Annotated in this window: 12 protein-coding genes and 1 tRNA gene; 10 read left to right on the forward strand and 3 right to left on the reverse strand. The window is 33.0% G+C overall.

What is annotated here, in order from left to right; all coding sequences use genetic code 11:
* The first annotated feature begins 75 nt into the window (after window positions 1-75).
* The 6 genes from rpsB (at window position 76) to GOY13_RS01545 (ending at window position 4,727) form a co-directional block, all read left to right on the forward strand.
* On the forward strand, window positions 76-915 hold the full coding sequence (rpsB, locus tag GOY13_RS01520) for a 30S ribosomal protein S2 (RefSeq protein ID WP_175814079.1): 840 nt from the start codon (window positions 76-78) through the stop codon (window positions 913-915).
* Window positions 912-1,784 (forward strand): translation elongation factor Ts, encoded by an 873-nt coding sequence (tsf, locus tag GOY13_RS01525; RefSeq protein ID WP_175814080.1) that lies wholly within the window; start codon window positions 912-914, stop codon window positions 1,782-1,784. The genes rpsB and tsf overlap by 4 nt, the downstream gene beginning before the upstream one ends.
* 22 nt (window positions 1,785-1,806) lie before the next feature.
* Window positions 1,807-2,535, forward strand: a complete 729-nt coding sequence (gene pyrH / locus GOY13_RS01530) for a UMP kinase (protein ID WP_369800351.1) — start codon at window positions 1,807-1,809, stop codon at window positions 2,533-2,535.
* 10 nt (window positions 2,536-2,545) lie between these two features.
* Entirely contained in the window at window positions 2,546-3,103 is a 558-nt protein-coding gene (gene frr, locus GOY13_RS01535; protein ID WP_175814082.1) for a ribosome recycling factor, read from the forward strand.
* 312 nt (window positions 3,104-3,415) lie between these two features.
* Window positions 3,416-4,111, forward strand: coding sequence for a polyprenyl diphosphate synthase (uppS, locus tag GOY13_RS01540; protein WP_175814083.1), 696 nt, complete (start codon window positions 3,416-3,418; stop codon window positions 4,109-4,111).
* Window positions 4,101-4,727: a phosphatidate cytidylyltransferase gene (locus GOY13_RS01545; protein ID WP_175814420.1), complete on the forward strand. Its 627-nt coding sequence runs from the start codon at window positions 4,101-4,103 to the stop codon at window positions 4,725-4,727. The genes uppS and GOY13_RS01545 overlap by 11 nt, the downstream gene beginning before the upstream one ends.
* Before the next feature lie 21 nt (window positions 4,728-4,748).
* Here GOY13_RS01545 and GOY13_RS01550 read toward each other — a convergent pair whose 3' ends face one another.
* On the reverse strand, window positions 4,749-4,967 hold the full coding sequence (locus tag GOY13_RS01550) for a zinc-finger domain-containing protein (protein ID WP_175814084.1): 219 nt from the start codon (window positions 4,965-4,967) through the stop codon (window positions 4,749-4,751).
* Window positions 4,968-5,030: 63 nt separating this feature from the next.
* Complete coding sequence (gene coaD, locus GOY13_RS01555; RefSeq protein WP_175814085.1) at window positions 5,031-5,543, reverse strand: pantetheine-phosphate adenylyltransferase; 513 nt, start codon at window positions 5,541-5,543, stop codon at window positions 5,031-5,033.
* 77 nt (window positions 5,544-5,620) lie between these two features.
* On the opposite strand from coaD, the gene GOY13_RS01560 reads away from it, so the two are divergent.
* The 4 genes from GOY13_RS01560 to glpX all read left to right on the forward strand — a co-directional run bounded on the left by GOY13_RS01560 (window position 5,621) and on the right by glpX (window position 12,199).
* Window positions 5,621-5,693, forward strand: a tRNA-Phe gene (locus tag GOY13_RS01560).
* A gap of 109 nt (window positions 5,694-5,802) precedes the next feature.
* Complete coding sequence (locus GOY13_RS01565; RefSeq protein ID WP_246214317.1) at window positions 5,803-6,777, forward strand: glutamine amidotransferase; 975 nt, start codon at window positions 5,803-5,805, stop codon at window positions 6,775-6,777.
* Between the two features lie 918 nt (window positions 6,778-7,695).
* Window positions 7,696-10,377, forward strand: coding sequence for a pyruvate, phosphate dikinase (gene ppdK / locus GOY13_RS01570; RefSeq protein WP_175814422.1), 2,682 nt, complete (start codon window positions 7,696-7,698; stop codon window positions 10,375-10,377).
* A gap of 895 nt (window positions 10,378-11,272) precedes the next feature.
* Window positions 11,273-12,199 carry a class II fructose-bisphosphatase gene (gene glpX / locus GOY13_RS01575; protein ID WP_175814086.1) on the forward strand — a complete coding sequence of 309 codons (927 nt, stop codon included), beginning with the start codon at window positions 11,273-11,275 and terminating at the stop codon, window positions 12,197-12,199.
* A 327-nt stretch (window positions 12,200-12,526) separates the two neighbouring features.
* Here glpX and ychF read toward each other — a convergent pair whose 3' ends face one another.
* Window positions 12,527-13,621 carry a redox-regulated ATPase YchF gene (gene ychF, locus GOY13_RS01580; protein WP_175814087.1) on the reverse strand — a complete coding sequence of 365 codons (1,095 nt, stop codon included), beginning with the start codon at window positions 13,619-13,621 and terminating at the stop codon, window positions 12,527-12,529.
* Between the last annotated feature and the right edge of the window lie 123 nt (window positions 13,622-13,744).

Below are 13,744 nucleotides of genomic sequence, written 5' to 3' on the forward strand. Positions count from 1 at the left end.
TAATTTTACATATGACTTATACAGATAATCTTATTAAGGTTATTTGATAAAAGATGAACTGTTTTGGGGATTAATATGGTGAATTTACCTGAAATCACTATGCGTGATTTAGCTAGTTCTGGTGTGCATTTTGGTCATAAAATTAATCGATGGAATGCGAAAATGGCTCCATACATATATGGGATACATCAAGAAAACCGTATACATATAATTGATTTGCGGAAAACATTACCTCTGCTACAGGTAGCAATGAAAGCTTTATACGATATTGCATCTCAAGGCGGTCGCATTTTATTTGTTGGTACGAAATTTCAGGCTTTAGATATTATTGCAAATGAAGCAATCCGTTGTGGTCAATACTATGTGAATTATCGTTGGTTAGGTGGTATGCTTACTAACTGGGGAACTGTTTCTTCCTCGATAAGAACTCTAGTTCAATATGAGAAAATTTTGAATGATGAAAATAGTGTTTTAACCAAGAAAGAATTAGGAAATCTTGAAAAAAAAAGGCAAAAACTTGACAAGGCATTAGGCGGTATTAGAGAGATGGGAGCAATTCCAGATATTCTATTTATTATTGATACCAATAAAGAGCATATTGCTGTTAAAGAGGCTGTAAAATTAGGAATTCCGATAGTTGCGGTGCTTGATACTAACTCTAATCCAGATGATATTACTTATCCTATACCAGGAAATGATGACTCAAGGAAATCAGTAGAACTTTATTGCAGGTTAGCTGCTGATTGTATATTAGCTGGGATAGAATCTAGTTTGACAAAATCTGGAGTTAAGGTTGGTGATATAAATATAAAGGGTGATGAGTTTACTAAAGAGGAAGAAAATAGTATTGTGCAAACTAAAAAGAGGCATAGTAAGATTTACAAGGGAGAGGAAAAGGATGGTAGTAGCAGATGAAAATCAGTACAAGTAGTATAAAGGAGCTGCGTGATAGAACAGGTATTGGTATAGGTGACTGTAAGAAAGCGTTAGAAGAGTGTAATGGTGATATTAAAAAGGCTATTGATAAATTACGTGTAATAGGACTTGCTAAAGCTGACAAGAAAGTTGATAGGGTAACTTCAGATGGGCTAGTTGCTATGCATTTAAATAGAAATCGTGGTGTATTGATTGAGCTCAATTGTGAAACTGATTTTGTTGCAAGAAATGAAAAGTTTATAAAATTGATTTTAAACTTAGTATCAATTGCTTATCGAAAGCGCTGTACTAATATTGATGATTTAAAAAATGCTGAATATGAAGATATTGGTACTGTGCAAGAAGTTATTATAAATAATACATCTATTTTCGGGGAAAAGGTGGAGTTGAGTAAGCTTTGTTACCTAGAAAACGATGAAGATGGTGTTATTGCTGGCTATGTGCATGGTGATATATGTAATCTTGGTAAAATTGGAGCTTTAGTTGCGTTGCAGTCATCAGGTGATCAATCAAAGTTACAGGAGATTGGAAAGCAAATAGCAATGCATGTAGTTGCTATGAAACCAGAAGCTCTTTCTATAGATAATTTGTGTTGTACAAAATTAAGTAATGAGCGTTCTATAGTTGAAAAACAAGTAAATAGCTTAAATAAGCCTGAAGAAATAACAAAAAAAATAGTAGATGGACAAATAGCCAAGTATTATGAGAAAGTTGTTCTATTGGAGCAGAAGTTTATAAAAGATGATAAGATAAAAGTTTCTGATTTTATAAAGTTAAATGAATCAAGTGTAAATTCTCCTATTAAGTTATCTGATTATAAGTTACTTATTTTGGGCAATAGAAGTTAAGTAATTAGAGGTGGACAATGCAATAAACAAAGGAAATAAGGTAAAATACTCTAGAGTCTTATTCAAGATTTCTGGTGAAGCTTTGATGGGCTCACGTGCTTTTGGCCACGATATGGAAGTTATAGATAAGTTATGTAAAGGTATAGCTGATATTTATAGCCTTGGAGTTCAGGTCTGTGTTGTTGTTGGTGGTGGTAATATCTTTCGTGGTGCATCTGCATCCTTAAATGGTTGTGAGAGAGCAAGCAGTGACTATATTGGAATGCTTGCAACTGTAATTAATGCTTTAATTTTACAAAACTTCCTAGAGAAAAATTCAGTAGGGTCTAGGGTATTGTCTGCAATACCTATGACTTCTATATGTGAGCCTTATATAAGGAGAAAAGCTATTCGTCATTTGGAAAAAGGTAGAGTAGTGATCTTTGCAGCAGGCACTGGTAATCCATTTTTTACTACAGATACAGCTGCAGTTCTACGTGCTATTGAAACAAATTGTGATGTTATCATAAAAGGCACACAAGTAAATGGTATATATTCTGCTGATCCTGGAGAGCATGAGGATGCTATAATGTATGATAGGCTTTCTTATATGGATTTGTTAACACGTGATTTAAGGGTTATGGATGCTTCAGCTATCTCTCTTGCACGTGAGCATTCTATTCCAATTATAGTTTTCTCTTTGAAAGGAGAAAAAATAGCTAATATTATTAAGGGGTTTGGCACTTATACTATAGTTTCAGGTTGCAAGTGATAAAAAGCTTATGTTAAGTGAAGTAAAAACTAAAATGAAAGAAAGGATGCTAAAAACTGTTCAATCTTTTTGCAATAATATTAAAGGTATACGTACTGGTAGAGCTAGCGTATCATTACTAGATGGTATAGTTGTAAATGCCTATAGTGGGCATCAAAAGCTAAGTCAGGTTGCAGATATCTCAGTTACAGATAATAAGACCTTATCAATTAAAGTTTGGGATGTTAGTATTATAGGTGAGATAAAAAATGCTATATTGAATACTAACTTAAATTTCAACTATGTTATTGAAAATAACACTATACGTATAACTCTTCCAGATCTAACACAAGAAGCTCGTAGAAGGTTAGTAAAGTTGCTACACCAGTTTGCTGAGAGTGCACGAGTTGCTATTAGAAATATACGTAGAGATGTCATGGAGGAGATAGAAAAAATGCAGGAAAGTAAAGAAATCTCAGAAGATGATTTCCATGATGCTAAAAAACAGGTACAAAATATTACTGATAATAATATTAAAAAGATTGATGGTGAATTTTCCATTAAAGAAAGGGAAATATTATATCGTTAGGTTATGATATAAATAAGAGTGAATACTTTCAGCTCTATTGTAATGTATAATGATAGTTGGTATGTAACTATATAAACATTATGACTTTAGAATAGTTTCTATCAAAAAGAATACCTTTTTAGTAACCAGCGTTTTAATAAAGCTTTTCATATGCCTTCATTAAGGATATTGTATTTTTAACATAATCATGACTTCTTTTGAACTTATCAGCTTAGTGTACTTTCTGTATCATGGAACTGGAATAACACATTTTCAGATGCCTTCTGAGATTGAAAAAATTTCACTTAAGTTGCAAAATCTGATTAAATTAAGATGTTGAATCTAGAATCTCTGCCAAAACATTTAGCCATCATAATGGATGGTAATAGTAGATGGGCAAGCAAGCAGGGTAGGATAAAGATTGATGGTTATAGGAAAGGTAGTGAAGTTGCGTATGATATTGCTAAGTATTGTATAACTTTAACCATACCATGTTTAACTTTATATGCATTTTCTATGGAGAACTGGCTTAGACCTAAAGAAGAAATCGATTGTATATTTGATTTATTTTACTTTACTCTAACTGATGAAGATAAAGTTAATTTCATTTGTAGCTATAACATTAAATTGAACTTTGTTGGAAATTTAAATTTGTTGCCCTGCAAAGTATTTGATCAAATAAAGAAAGTTGAAGAAATGACACGTAAAAATGATGGGTTGTTGCTTACTGTAGCGGTCAGCTATGGCGCAAAGCAAGAAATTATACATGCTATAAGTAGGATTATAAAAGAAAATATTAATTCTGTTTCAGAAGATAGATTTGAAAAATTTTTATACACTAAAGATTTACCAAAGTTGGATCTATTGATTCGCACTGGTGGAGAAAAAAGATTAAGTAACTTTTTGTTATGGCAAGCAGCTTATGCTGAGTTATATTTCTGTGATACTTTGTGGCCTGATTTTTCTTGTCAAGATTTGAGTAAAGCATTAGAAGATTATGCAAAAAGGGAGAAAAGATATGGAAGATAACAATTTTGTAGTTAGAATACTATCATCAATGATGATATTGCTTGTATTCTCTTTTGCTATATATTTCAACGATTTATCGTTTTATCTACTGGTTTTTTCGATAGCAGTTCTATCTTCTTTTGAATGGTATAATTTGACTCGTGGGAATAGAGTCTTGTATGTTTTCGCATTGTTGTTGATTGCACTACCAAATGCTTCATTGATATGTCTGTATAATCTCCAACAAGGAAAGCATACATTAGTATGGCTTATCTTAACTATTTGGAATATAGATATTGCTGCATATCTGTTTGGGCAAAACTTTGGTGGAGCTAGAATTTGTCCAATTATTAGTCCTGGCAAAACTTGGGCAGGGTTTTTTGGTGCAACCTTAGCTGGAATAGTATGCACAATTTTTGGATCAGTATTTTTAGGCCTATTTTCTGTTTTTTATTCTCCAATGATTGGACTTGTAATTGCTATTTTAGCGCAACTTGGTGATTTTACTGAATCACTTGTGAAAAGGGTTTATAACGTTAAAGATAGTGGAAGTATAATACCTGGACATGGAGGTATGCTTGACCGCATGGATGGCTTTATTTTTACTGCACCTCTTATTGCTATGTATACAAAGTAGCTGTTTTATAAAGATGAAATATTATCCATGAATTCTTTCTCTTTTATTAGCTGCTGCCACGATGCACTTATTGACAGATTTAGATCCTTTAGATTTGAGCTCTTCATCCATTTGCTTATTACAGTAAGGGCAAAATGTTTCACTTCCTTCTTTATACAGGTATATTAATGGATGACCAAAACTACTGTCATTCTCATCTCCACGGCAACAAACTATTATGCTATCCCTCACTTTTATCATGCTTCTCCTCTAGTTATAATATTTTATGTGCTAAATATACATATTTAGTGTGAAAAATAAATATCATTCTTTACTTCTTGCTCTTGTTTGCATTAGATTAATCAATTCTTCCTGGACACTCTCTGGAGCAAACTTACTGACACTTTCTCCTAGCCTTGCTATTTCTTTCACAAAACTTGATGAAATAAATTGTGTCTCTTTAGAGGCAAGAAGAAATATAGTCTCAATTTCAGGAAGAAGTTTATAGTTAACCCAGCTCATTTGAAACTCATAATCAAAATCAGATACTGCTCTGAGCCCTCTAATAATAACAGAGGCATTTTGTTCTTTTGCAAATTTTATTAACAGCCCATTAAAAGATACAACATTTGCACTAATTCCTAACCTTTTGATTTCATTTTTCGTCATACTTGTACGTAGTTTTGCATCAAAAGTAGTATACTTATTAGTACTTTCTGCAATACCAATTATTAGCTTATCAACTAATTTACATGCTCTTTTTATTATATCAATATGTCCAAAGGTTATAGGGTCAAATGTACCAGGGTAAATTCCTATTTTATTATCAACGGCCACTCTTTAGTCTTATGAGAAGTATAAAAACTTTTAATAGACATAATAACATTTTTGTCTAAGAATGAAAGCACGCGATTGGCCTGATAGCTCAGTTGGTAGAGCAAAGGACTGAAAATCCTTGTGTCGCTGGTTCAATTCCTGCTCAGGCCACTTTCTCCCTTTTATTAAGATTTCTCTTTTAATGGAAATATTCTTATGCATTATGTCAATAATATTGATATAAGTTAGATAACCTGTAAAGTGTAAATATTATAATGAAGTGCTTAATGTCTTATTAGGTGTAATTTTACTATTCAGCAACATCTCTCATGCAAACTCTAGCAAGAGCTTGCCACCAGTAAATAGAGGTATAGTTGTTGGTTTGTTAGAAATAGATGAAAAAACACATTTACGTGAAGTTGATTTATCAAAACATATCTATAAAGTATTTAATGATTGGGGTATTAAAACTGTACTGATAGATTACGGTAAGATAATAACCCATAAGAAAATCCAAGAAGAGCTATTTAGTCCTGCAAAGCAAGGTCAAGATGAAGTATCAGCAGGAAATCATCTTGTGTTGGATGAAGTGAAAGTTAAAGTTGAAGAGTTTATTGAGGAACAGAAAATAAATAGGATACTTATTTCAGGAAATTATTGCAATTTATGCTCAAAATTTTTTTCTCATACTTCTTGCAGTCAGGTTGTTACTGAAGCTATCATGAGAATAGTAGATAACAATCCTGCAATTCACTTACTTGGTATATGTGGTAGTTTGCGAAACATTGTAAATACAAAGGGAGTTGAAGTAGTGAATGTAGATAGCCTTGCAGTTAAGGAGGGAAAAGTCTCTCGCTCAAAGTCAGTGCCTAATCTACAGCAAAAAAATATTCCTCTCAAGCAGATAAAGATAATCCCAAATAGCCGCTTAGCAAAAGTTGTAGCTAAATTTTTACCACCTGATGAGAATGGATGGTTTTCAATATATCTTCCAGATACCGATTCAGGAGAAGTAAGCAATACATCAGAAAATAGAAGAAAGTTAGAGTTACTTGGATATAAAGTTGCAGCATTTTCTAGTAATGGAGTAATAGAGGCTATTGAAGATAAGTATAGTAATATTTTCTTTCGGAGTCACCCAGAAGCTCTTATTGTAGAGTCAGGTAAAAGCTTCTATTTACTAAATCATAAGGCATATCAGGTTTCAACACTTGTTGCAATGGCAATTATAAATGATTTTCTTTATCGTGCTTAATAGAAGATTTTTGGAAAATTGATACCATGACACTAGTAAATAATGCTAGAATCTAGCAATTTGCTTTTTTAACCTAGATTTGATCTATCATGTCTTCTCTCCTTGACAGAGGGGTAGCAATTTTGCTTCTAATATCTAGAAGTGTAGGTATTAAGTGCATTTTTAATTGCTTGTTTAACCTTTTCTTTTCCTGCCCTTTGGCATTTCAGTAGATTTTAAACAGAAACAGATATCTTATTCATTGGATGTTTTTTCTTTGTTCATGTACTACTTAGGTTTTTTCTTTTGCTGAATACTGAAAAATAATGCCACTCTTTTCGTATTTTTCAACATTCTCATTATTTTGGAAAGATAATGCACCCAGGAATAACTATAAGGGTAATTTTTGGGATTTGAAAATCATTTCCCTTTCTCCTTGATTTAGTTCGAATAAGTTTTAACAGTATAGTATTGAGTATGCTTTCAAACAGAATCGTTTGATATTAAACTACATCTCTGTAATACACCTAGTTTTGTGGAGTTCTTGCAGGAAATACCAACAATACTCTATTTCTTGCAGAAATTTTTAGAACCTAAATAGCTAGAAAATTGAAGTGCTGAGTTTCATATTAAGATATTCTAGCCTAGAAACACAATTAGAGAAATGAATGAGAAGGTTTTTATCACTTTTAGTGCATAATGTTTTTTGCATATAAGTAATTGTATATATCAATTGACTTTGAAAAAGTCAAAAAAGTCTTTAAAATGTTTTATATCATATATTTCTATTGATAGTTGTTCAATATTTTATGCTTTACTTTGCTGGTTTTATTGTAGGGAACACTGTTGCTAGATTTTGTAAAATTTATTACATATGATTTTAAGTTCAGGAAAACTTATTGGAGTCATGTATATAATGTATTTGTCAATAAAGGCAAGATGAAAGAAAAGTTGATATATTACTTTAGTAGGAATAAATGTGAAGGCAGTGCAGAAATGAGAAATCTTCTAGGAGGGAAAGGTGCAAATTTAGCTGAGATGTGTAACATTGATATTCCTGTTCCTCCTGGTTTTACAATCCCTATTTTCGCTTGTAAACATGGAATATCTGACAACCTGCGTAACGAAATCAAAAGATATGTTGTAATGCTTGAAAGTGATGTTGGTTGTGGTTTCGGAAACTCAGACAATCCTTTACTGGTTTCTATAAGATCTGGTAGTGTAAATTCCATGCCAGGTATGCTTGATACAATTCTAAATGTTGGTTTGAATGACACAACTGTTGTAGGGCTTGCAAGGAAAAATGGAGAACATTTCGCCTATGACAGCTATTGCCGTTTTATCATGATGTATTCTAGTATTGTAATGCAGCTTGATTATCACTTATTTCAAAGTGTCATTGATAATGAGGGACAAAAAAGAGGAGCAAAAAGTTTAGCCGATTTTAGTACTGACATTTTAAAGAAGTTTATTGATCTTTTTAAAAAGATAATATATGAAAAAACTGAGAAACATTTCCCACAGAATGTTGAGGAGCAATTGCTTAACTCAGTAAATGCAGTATTTTCTTCTTGGAAGAATGATAGGGCTGTCTCCTATAGGAGAATAAATAACATTTCTGAAACCATTGGAACCGCAGTCAATGTGCAAGCAATGGTTTTTGGTAATTTAAATAATAATTCTGCAACTGGTGTGATATTTACTCGTAATCCCTTGACTGGAACGAAGGAATTTTTTGGTGAATTTTTGATCAATGCACAGGGTGAAGATGTTGTTTCTGGTGTTTATACACCTATGCCTATTAATGGGGAGAAGAAAGATACTATGGAAAAGTTAATGCCAAGTGTATACCAAGAATTGTGTGATATATGTAAAAAGCTTGAAGTGCACTATAAGGATATGCAGGATATCGAGTTTACTGTTCAAGACGGTAAATTGTGGATTTTACAGACTAGGTCTGGCAAACGCACACCTGAAGCTACTGTCCGTATAATAGTAGATATGGTAAATGAGGGAGTGATTACAAAAGGAGAAGGGATATTGAAAATTAATCCAAAAATTTTTGATAGTTTATTGCACCCGGTTCTTGATGTTAAATGTGATCACAAAACAATAGGGAAAGGATTACCAGCCTCTCCAGGTGTTGCTTCAGGTTATATAGTATTTAGTGCAAGTGACGCAGAGAAGGCTGTGGAGCAAGGTAAAAAAGTAATTTTGGTAAGGTCAGAGACAAGCTCTGAAGATATTCATGGAATGAATGCTGCAAGCGGTATAATAACGGCGCGAGGAGGGATGACTTCACACGCTGCTGTTGTTACAAGGGGAATGGGCAAGCCGTGTATTTGTAGCGTAAATGGATTATATCTCGATAAAGGGGGGAATTTCTTTTCTGTAGGAAATATAAAAGTAAATAAAGGTGAACCAATTACTATTAACGGTGGAACAGGTGAAGTGATGCTTGGCATTCTCCCTACAGTTTTACCTAGATTATCCCAAGAATTAAGAACAATAATTGATTGGTTAGATGAAATCAAAACAATCAAAATAAGGGCGAATGCTGACACCCCAAAGGATGCGAGGGTTGCTAAAGAATTTGGAGCAGAAGGCATAGGTTTATGTCGTACAGAGCATATGTTTTTTGTCCGTGATAGGATCGAATCTATTCAAAAACTGATAATAGCTGATGATGAAAATGAAAGAGCTAATGCATTAAGCAGACTAGAAGAAATGCAAAAATCCGATTTCAAGGAAATATTTTCTATTATGGGTGGCAGTGAAATCACTATACGCCTGCTTGATCCACCTCTACATGAGTTTTTGCCTAATGATCAATCTGTTATAGAGAGGATTGCTGAATCACTAAGCAAGCCTGTTGAGGCAATAAGGAATAAAATAGCTCAGCTATCAGAAAAGAATCCAATGCTTGGTCACCGAGGTTGTAGACTTGCTATTTCCTATCCAGAAATATATACCATGCAAGTTAGGGCAATACTTAATGCTGCAAATGAGATAAAAGACGAGAAAAAGATAGAAGTTATACCTGAGATTATGATTCCTTTCGTCATGGATGAAAGAGAGTTTATTTTAATATGTGAGTTAGTAAAGAAAGAATCTTCTAGCATTCTAGCTAAGATTCAAACACAGACTCCTACATCATGCGATGAAAGGTCACCACTAGGTAAGACTTATTCAATTGGAACAATGATAGAACTGCCACGAGCAGCATTAATTGGTGATAAATTGGCACAACATGCAGAATTTTTTAGTTTTGGTACTAACGATTTAACACAAACAACTATGGGACTTTCAAGAGATGATTCAGTAAATTTTCTTGACTCATATAAGAAAAGTAGTATCCTTGAGGAAGATCCATTTGAAGTTCTTGATGTTGAAGGAGTAGGCAAACTAATAAAAATAGCTATCGAAAGAGGCAAAAAAATGCGTAAGGAAATTAAGCTTGGTGTGTGTGGAGAGCATGGTGCAGATCCACGGTCTATAGAATTTTTTATAAAATCAGGTATGGATTATGTTTCATGTTCACCTTATAGAGTACCAGTTGCAAAATTAGTAGCAGCACAGTTTAGTGTTAAATCTAAATGCATTTCACATTCTACAGCTTAGCAATGTAGTATTTTTATGTATAATCTAATGTTGGAGTTAAAGTAGTAACAATCTAGTTCCAGATTACTTGTATATTCTACCATTTTTGTTGCTGATTCGCATATTAAGTCTTTTTTGGTCATTATGATGTATTGAAGTTATCATGCTGTAGAATTGCTTTGGCAAGAGTAGCTTATAGTATGTCAATCCTTTATTACCTGATAGAATCTATACAATTCTCCATAGGTTTAGCTTTGATCTTCTTTATCTATGTTTATAGTAGTGTGCTTAGTATTAGTATATTAATGATACTGCCATTAGTAATAAACAAAGAATATAATATAGATTTATTCTCTTCAGCTTCTCTAGTACATTTCTTTTTGCTTTAGTTATGTTAGTAATAGTTGCTCCTCTTTTTAGGATTATGAGAAACTTTAAAGTATTAGTTTTGAATGACAATCACAAATTAATTTATGCTATATGCTACTCTAAACTCTTTCTCAAATAGGAATTTAACTCTATTCTTAAAAGATCTCACATAGAGTTATTTTTAATGTCAACTATATTTCTTTCGTTAAATCGAACTTATAATTTTAGCTTGTTTTCTTTATAGAATATCACCTAATTGCTTATTATGATAGCCCTGCTTGGGCTCCCTTTTGTAACTCACGTGTTCAGAGCATTAATTTCTAAAACATCATCTCCTTTGATTATTTTCATAAAACTCATGAATTGCTAATTCTTAGCTTCAATCTATAATTTCCTTTATTTTTTTTTTGAATAAAACTGTCAGTCATATCAAACCTTGCCACATATTGCTATGTCTATTGACTCAGATCATATAGTAAGTCAGATAATCTTGAAATTTCAGATGGTATAATATATATTTTGAATGCTTTTGATTCATAAATAAATTATGAAGGACTTAGCTTACAAATTAGTTAAGGCAACCGAAACTGCAGCACTTGCTGCATATAAATTAGCAGGGTCAGGTAATGAGAAAGAAGCTGATCAAGTTGCAGTTGATGCAATGCGGACAGTGCTGAATTCGATAGAAATAAGCGGTAAAATTATTGTTGGTGAGGGTGAGAGAGATAAAGCGCCGATGTTATATTCTGGTGAGGTGGTTGGTACAGGTAATGGTCCTGAGATTGACATTGCAGTTGATCCACTTGAGGGTACTACAATCTGTGCTCATCACAAACAAGGAGCAATGTCAGTTCTTGCTGCAACAGAAAAGGGTAATTTTTTACACACACCTGACGTTTATATGGAAAAAGTAGCAGTAGGGAAAAATCTGCCAGAAGGTGTAGTTTCATTAAGAAATAGTGTTGAAAAAAACTTAGTCAACCTAGCTAGAGCAAAAGGGTGTGAAATAAGTGATCTTGTAGTAACTGTACTTAAACGTGAAAGGCATAATGAATTAATAGCAAGAATTAGGAAATTAAAAGCAAAAGTTAAGCTAATAGATGATGGTGATATTGCTGCTGTAGTTTCATTGGTGAACGGCGGACATGACATGTATATTGGAACAGGAGGGGCGCCAGAAGGGATATTAACAGCTGCAGCACTCAATTCAGTCGGAGGACAAATAGAGGGAAGGTTAGTATTTGATACAGATGAATTAAAAGAAAGAGCAAAAAGTTTGAATATTGATGATTTAGAAAAAATCTACACCATAAGAGATATGGTAGGAGGTGAATCTGTATTTATTGCAACTGGAGTGACAAATGGAGAACTTATAGATGGAATTAAGTTTAGTTATGATACATGTTCAATTAGTTCTTTGATAGTTGTACGTAATGCCTTTATAAGGCTAGAAACAATACAAAATTTATACTAATAGTATTGCAATAGAACTTATAGTCTATAATTGATGTTCAGTGTATTACTTATTATCTGATGGTTAACAGTGATATAGCGTAGAAACCCACGAGTGACGAGGTGTTTCTCAAGAAGTAATAGTGCTAGAAAATTTTTAAATGAGTACAAATTTGATGATAGTTTTGAGGAGTAAAGTCTCGTTGAGATAATAAAATGTTTTCCCTCTAAAGTTATTGTGATGGTCAGGTAAGACGATAATACGATTAGATAAGCATATAAGTAAGGAGGAAAGTGTATATTCACACAAGAATGCTGTTATTACCTATCTTCTTATAGCATTAGCATTTTACACATTGAACCTAAAGTACATTATATCTCCGTCTTGCACGATGTAGTCTCTACCTTCAAGTCGGGTTTTACCTGCGCTTTTGCAAGCTGATTTACTTCTATATTTTATATAGTCTGCAAAGCTTATAGTTTCTGCTTTTATAAAACCTTTCTTAAAATCAGTGTGAATCACACCTGCTGCTCTATCAGCTGTTGATCCTGCCTTTATTGGCCAAGCTCGTGCTTCTTTTGGTCCAACAGTAAAAAAAGTTATCATATCTAGAACCTCGTATATAATACGAACTATTTGATCAAGCCCTGGCTCTTGTAATCCAAGTTCTGATAAAAAACTCCGTTTTTCTTTTTCGTCTTTGAGATTTGCAATATCTACTTCAAGTTTTGCTGAAATACAATAGAATTTACTCTTGTTCTCTTTTGCTATTTTTTCTATCTTTCTAGATAGTTCATTGCCAGTTATGATATTTGTATCTTCAACGTTGCAGACGTATATAACAGGTTTTGTTGTAAGCAATTGAAGCAGTTTCATTTCAGCTTCATCCATATTCCTTAGGATTCTTGCAGGTTTACCGAGTTTTAAGGTTGATAAAACTTCCTCCATCAAATCAAGTTGTTTCTTTAGTTCTTTACCACCTTGTTTAGTTTCCTTCTTTAATTGAGATAATCTCCTCTCTATGCTATTAATGTCTGCTAAGATTAACTCCATCTCCACTACTTCAGCATCTAATATTGGATCTACTCTGTTATATACGTGGTTAATATTGTCATCCATAAAACACCTAAGTAGGTGAACAATGACATCAACTTCTCTAATATAACTAAGAAATTTATTGCCAAGTCCTTCGCCTTTACTTGCTCCTCTGACTAAGCCTGCAATATCTATGACTTCTAACTGATTGTAGATTATCTTTTCTGAGCCAGCTATTGCTGCAATTTGATTTAAACGCTGATCTTTTATTGGGACTTTGCCGGCGTTAGGCCTAATGGTACAGAAAGGATAATTTGCAGCTTCCGCTACGCTCGATTGTGTGAGTGCATTAAATAAAGTAGATTTTCCTATATTCGGCAATCCTATTATACCACAGTTAAAGCTCATATTTGATCATATTCGTATAAAGCTATAATTTTATATGATTGGAAAGTTTTCACTATTGCTAATTATCTATTAACCCTATTAATACAGTAACCTATAGCTTATATTAAAAAACAATATATAATT

This window comes from Wolbachia endosymbiont of Cruorifilaria tuberocauda, from assembly GCF_013365475.1.
GTDB lineage: Bacteria > Pseudomonadota > Alphaproteobacteria > Rickettsiales > Anaplasmataceae > Wolbachia.

What these genes read in the sequence shown, in the direction of transcription:
- rpsB (WP_175814079.1), top strand. Translation starts at nt 76, where the DNA reads ATGGTGAATTTACCTGAAATCACTATGCGTGATTTAGCTAGTTCTGGT.
- tsf (WP_175814080.1), top strand. Translation starts at nt 912, where the DNA reads ATGAAAATCAGTACAAGTAGTATAAAGGAGCTGCGTGATAGAACAGGT.
- frr (WP_175814082.1), top strand. Translation starts at nt 2,546, where the DNA reads ATGTTAAGTGAAGTAAAAACTAAAATGAAAGAAAGGATGCTAAAAACT.
- uppS (WP_175814083.1), top strand. Translation starts at nt 3,416, where the DNA reads ATGTTGAATCTAGAATCTCTGCCAAAACATTTAGCCATCATAATGGAT.
- GOY13_RS01545 (WP_175814420.1), top strand. Translation starts at nt 4,101, where the DNA reads ATGGAAGATAACAATTTTGTAGTTAGAATACTATCATCAATGATGATA.
- GOY13_RS01550 (WP_175814084.1), bottom strand. Translation starts at nt 4,967, where the DNA reads ATGATAAAAGTGAGGGATAGCATAATAGTTTGTTGCCGTGGAGATGAG.
- ppdK (WP_175814422.1), top strand. Translation starts at nt 7,696, where the DNA reads ATGAAAGAAAAGTTGATATATTACTTTAGTAGGAATAAATGTGAAGGC.
- glpX (WP_175814086.1), top strand. Translation starts at nt 11,273, where the DNA reads ATGAAGGACTTAGCTTACAAATTAGTTAAGGCAACCGAAACTGCAGCA.
- ychF (WP_175814087.1), bottom strand. Translation starts at nt 13,621, where the DNA reads ATGAGCTTTAACTGTGGTATAATAGGATTGCCGAATATAGGAAAATCT.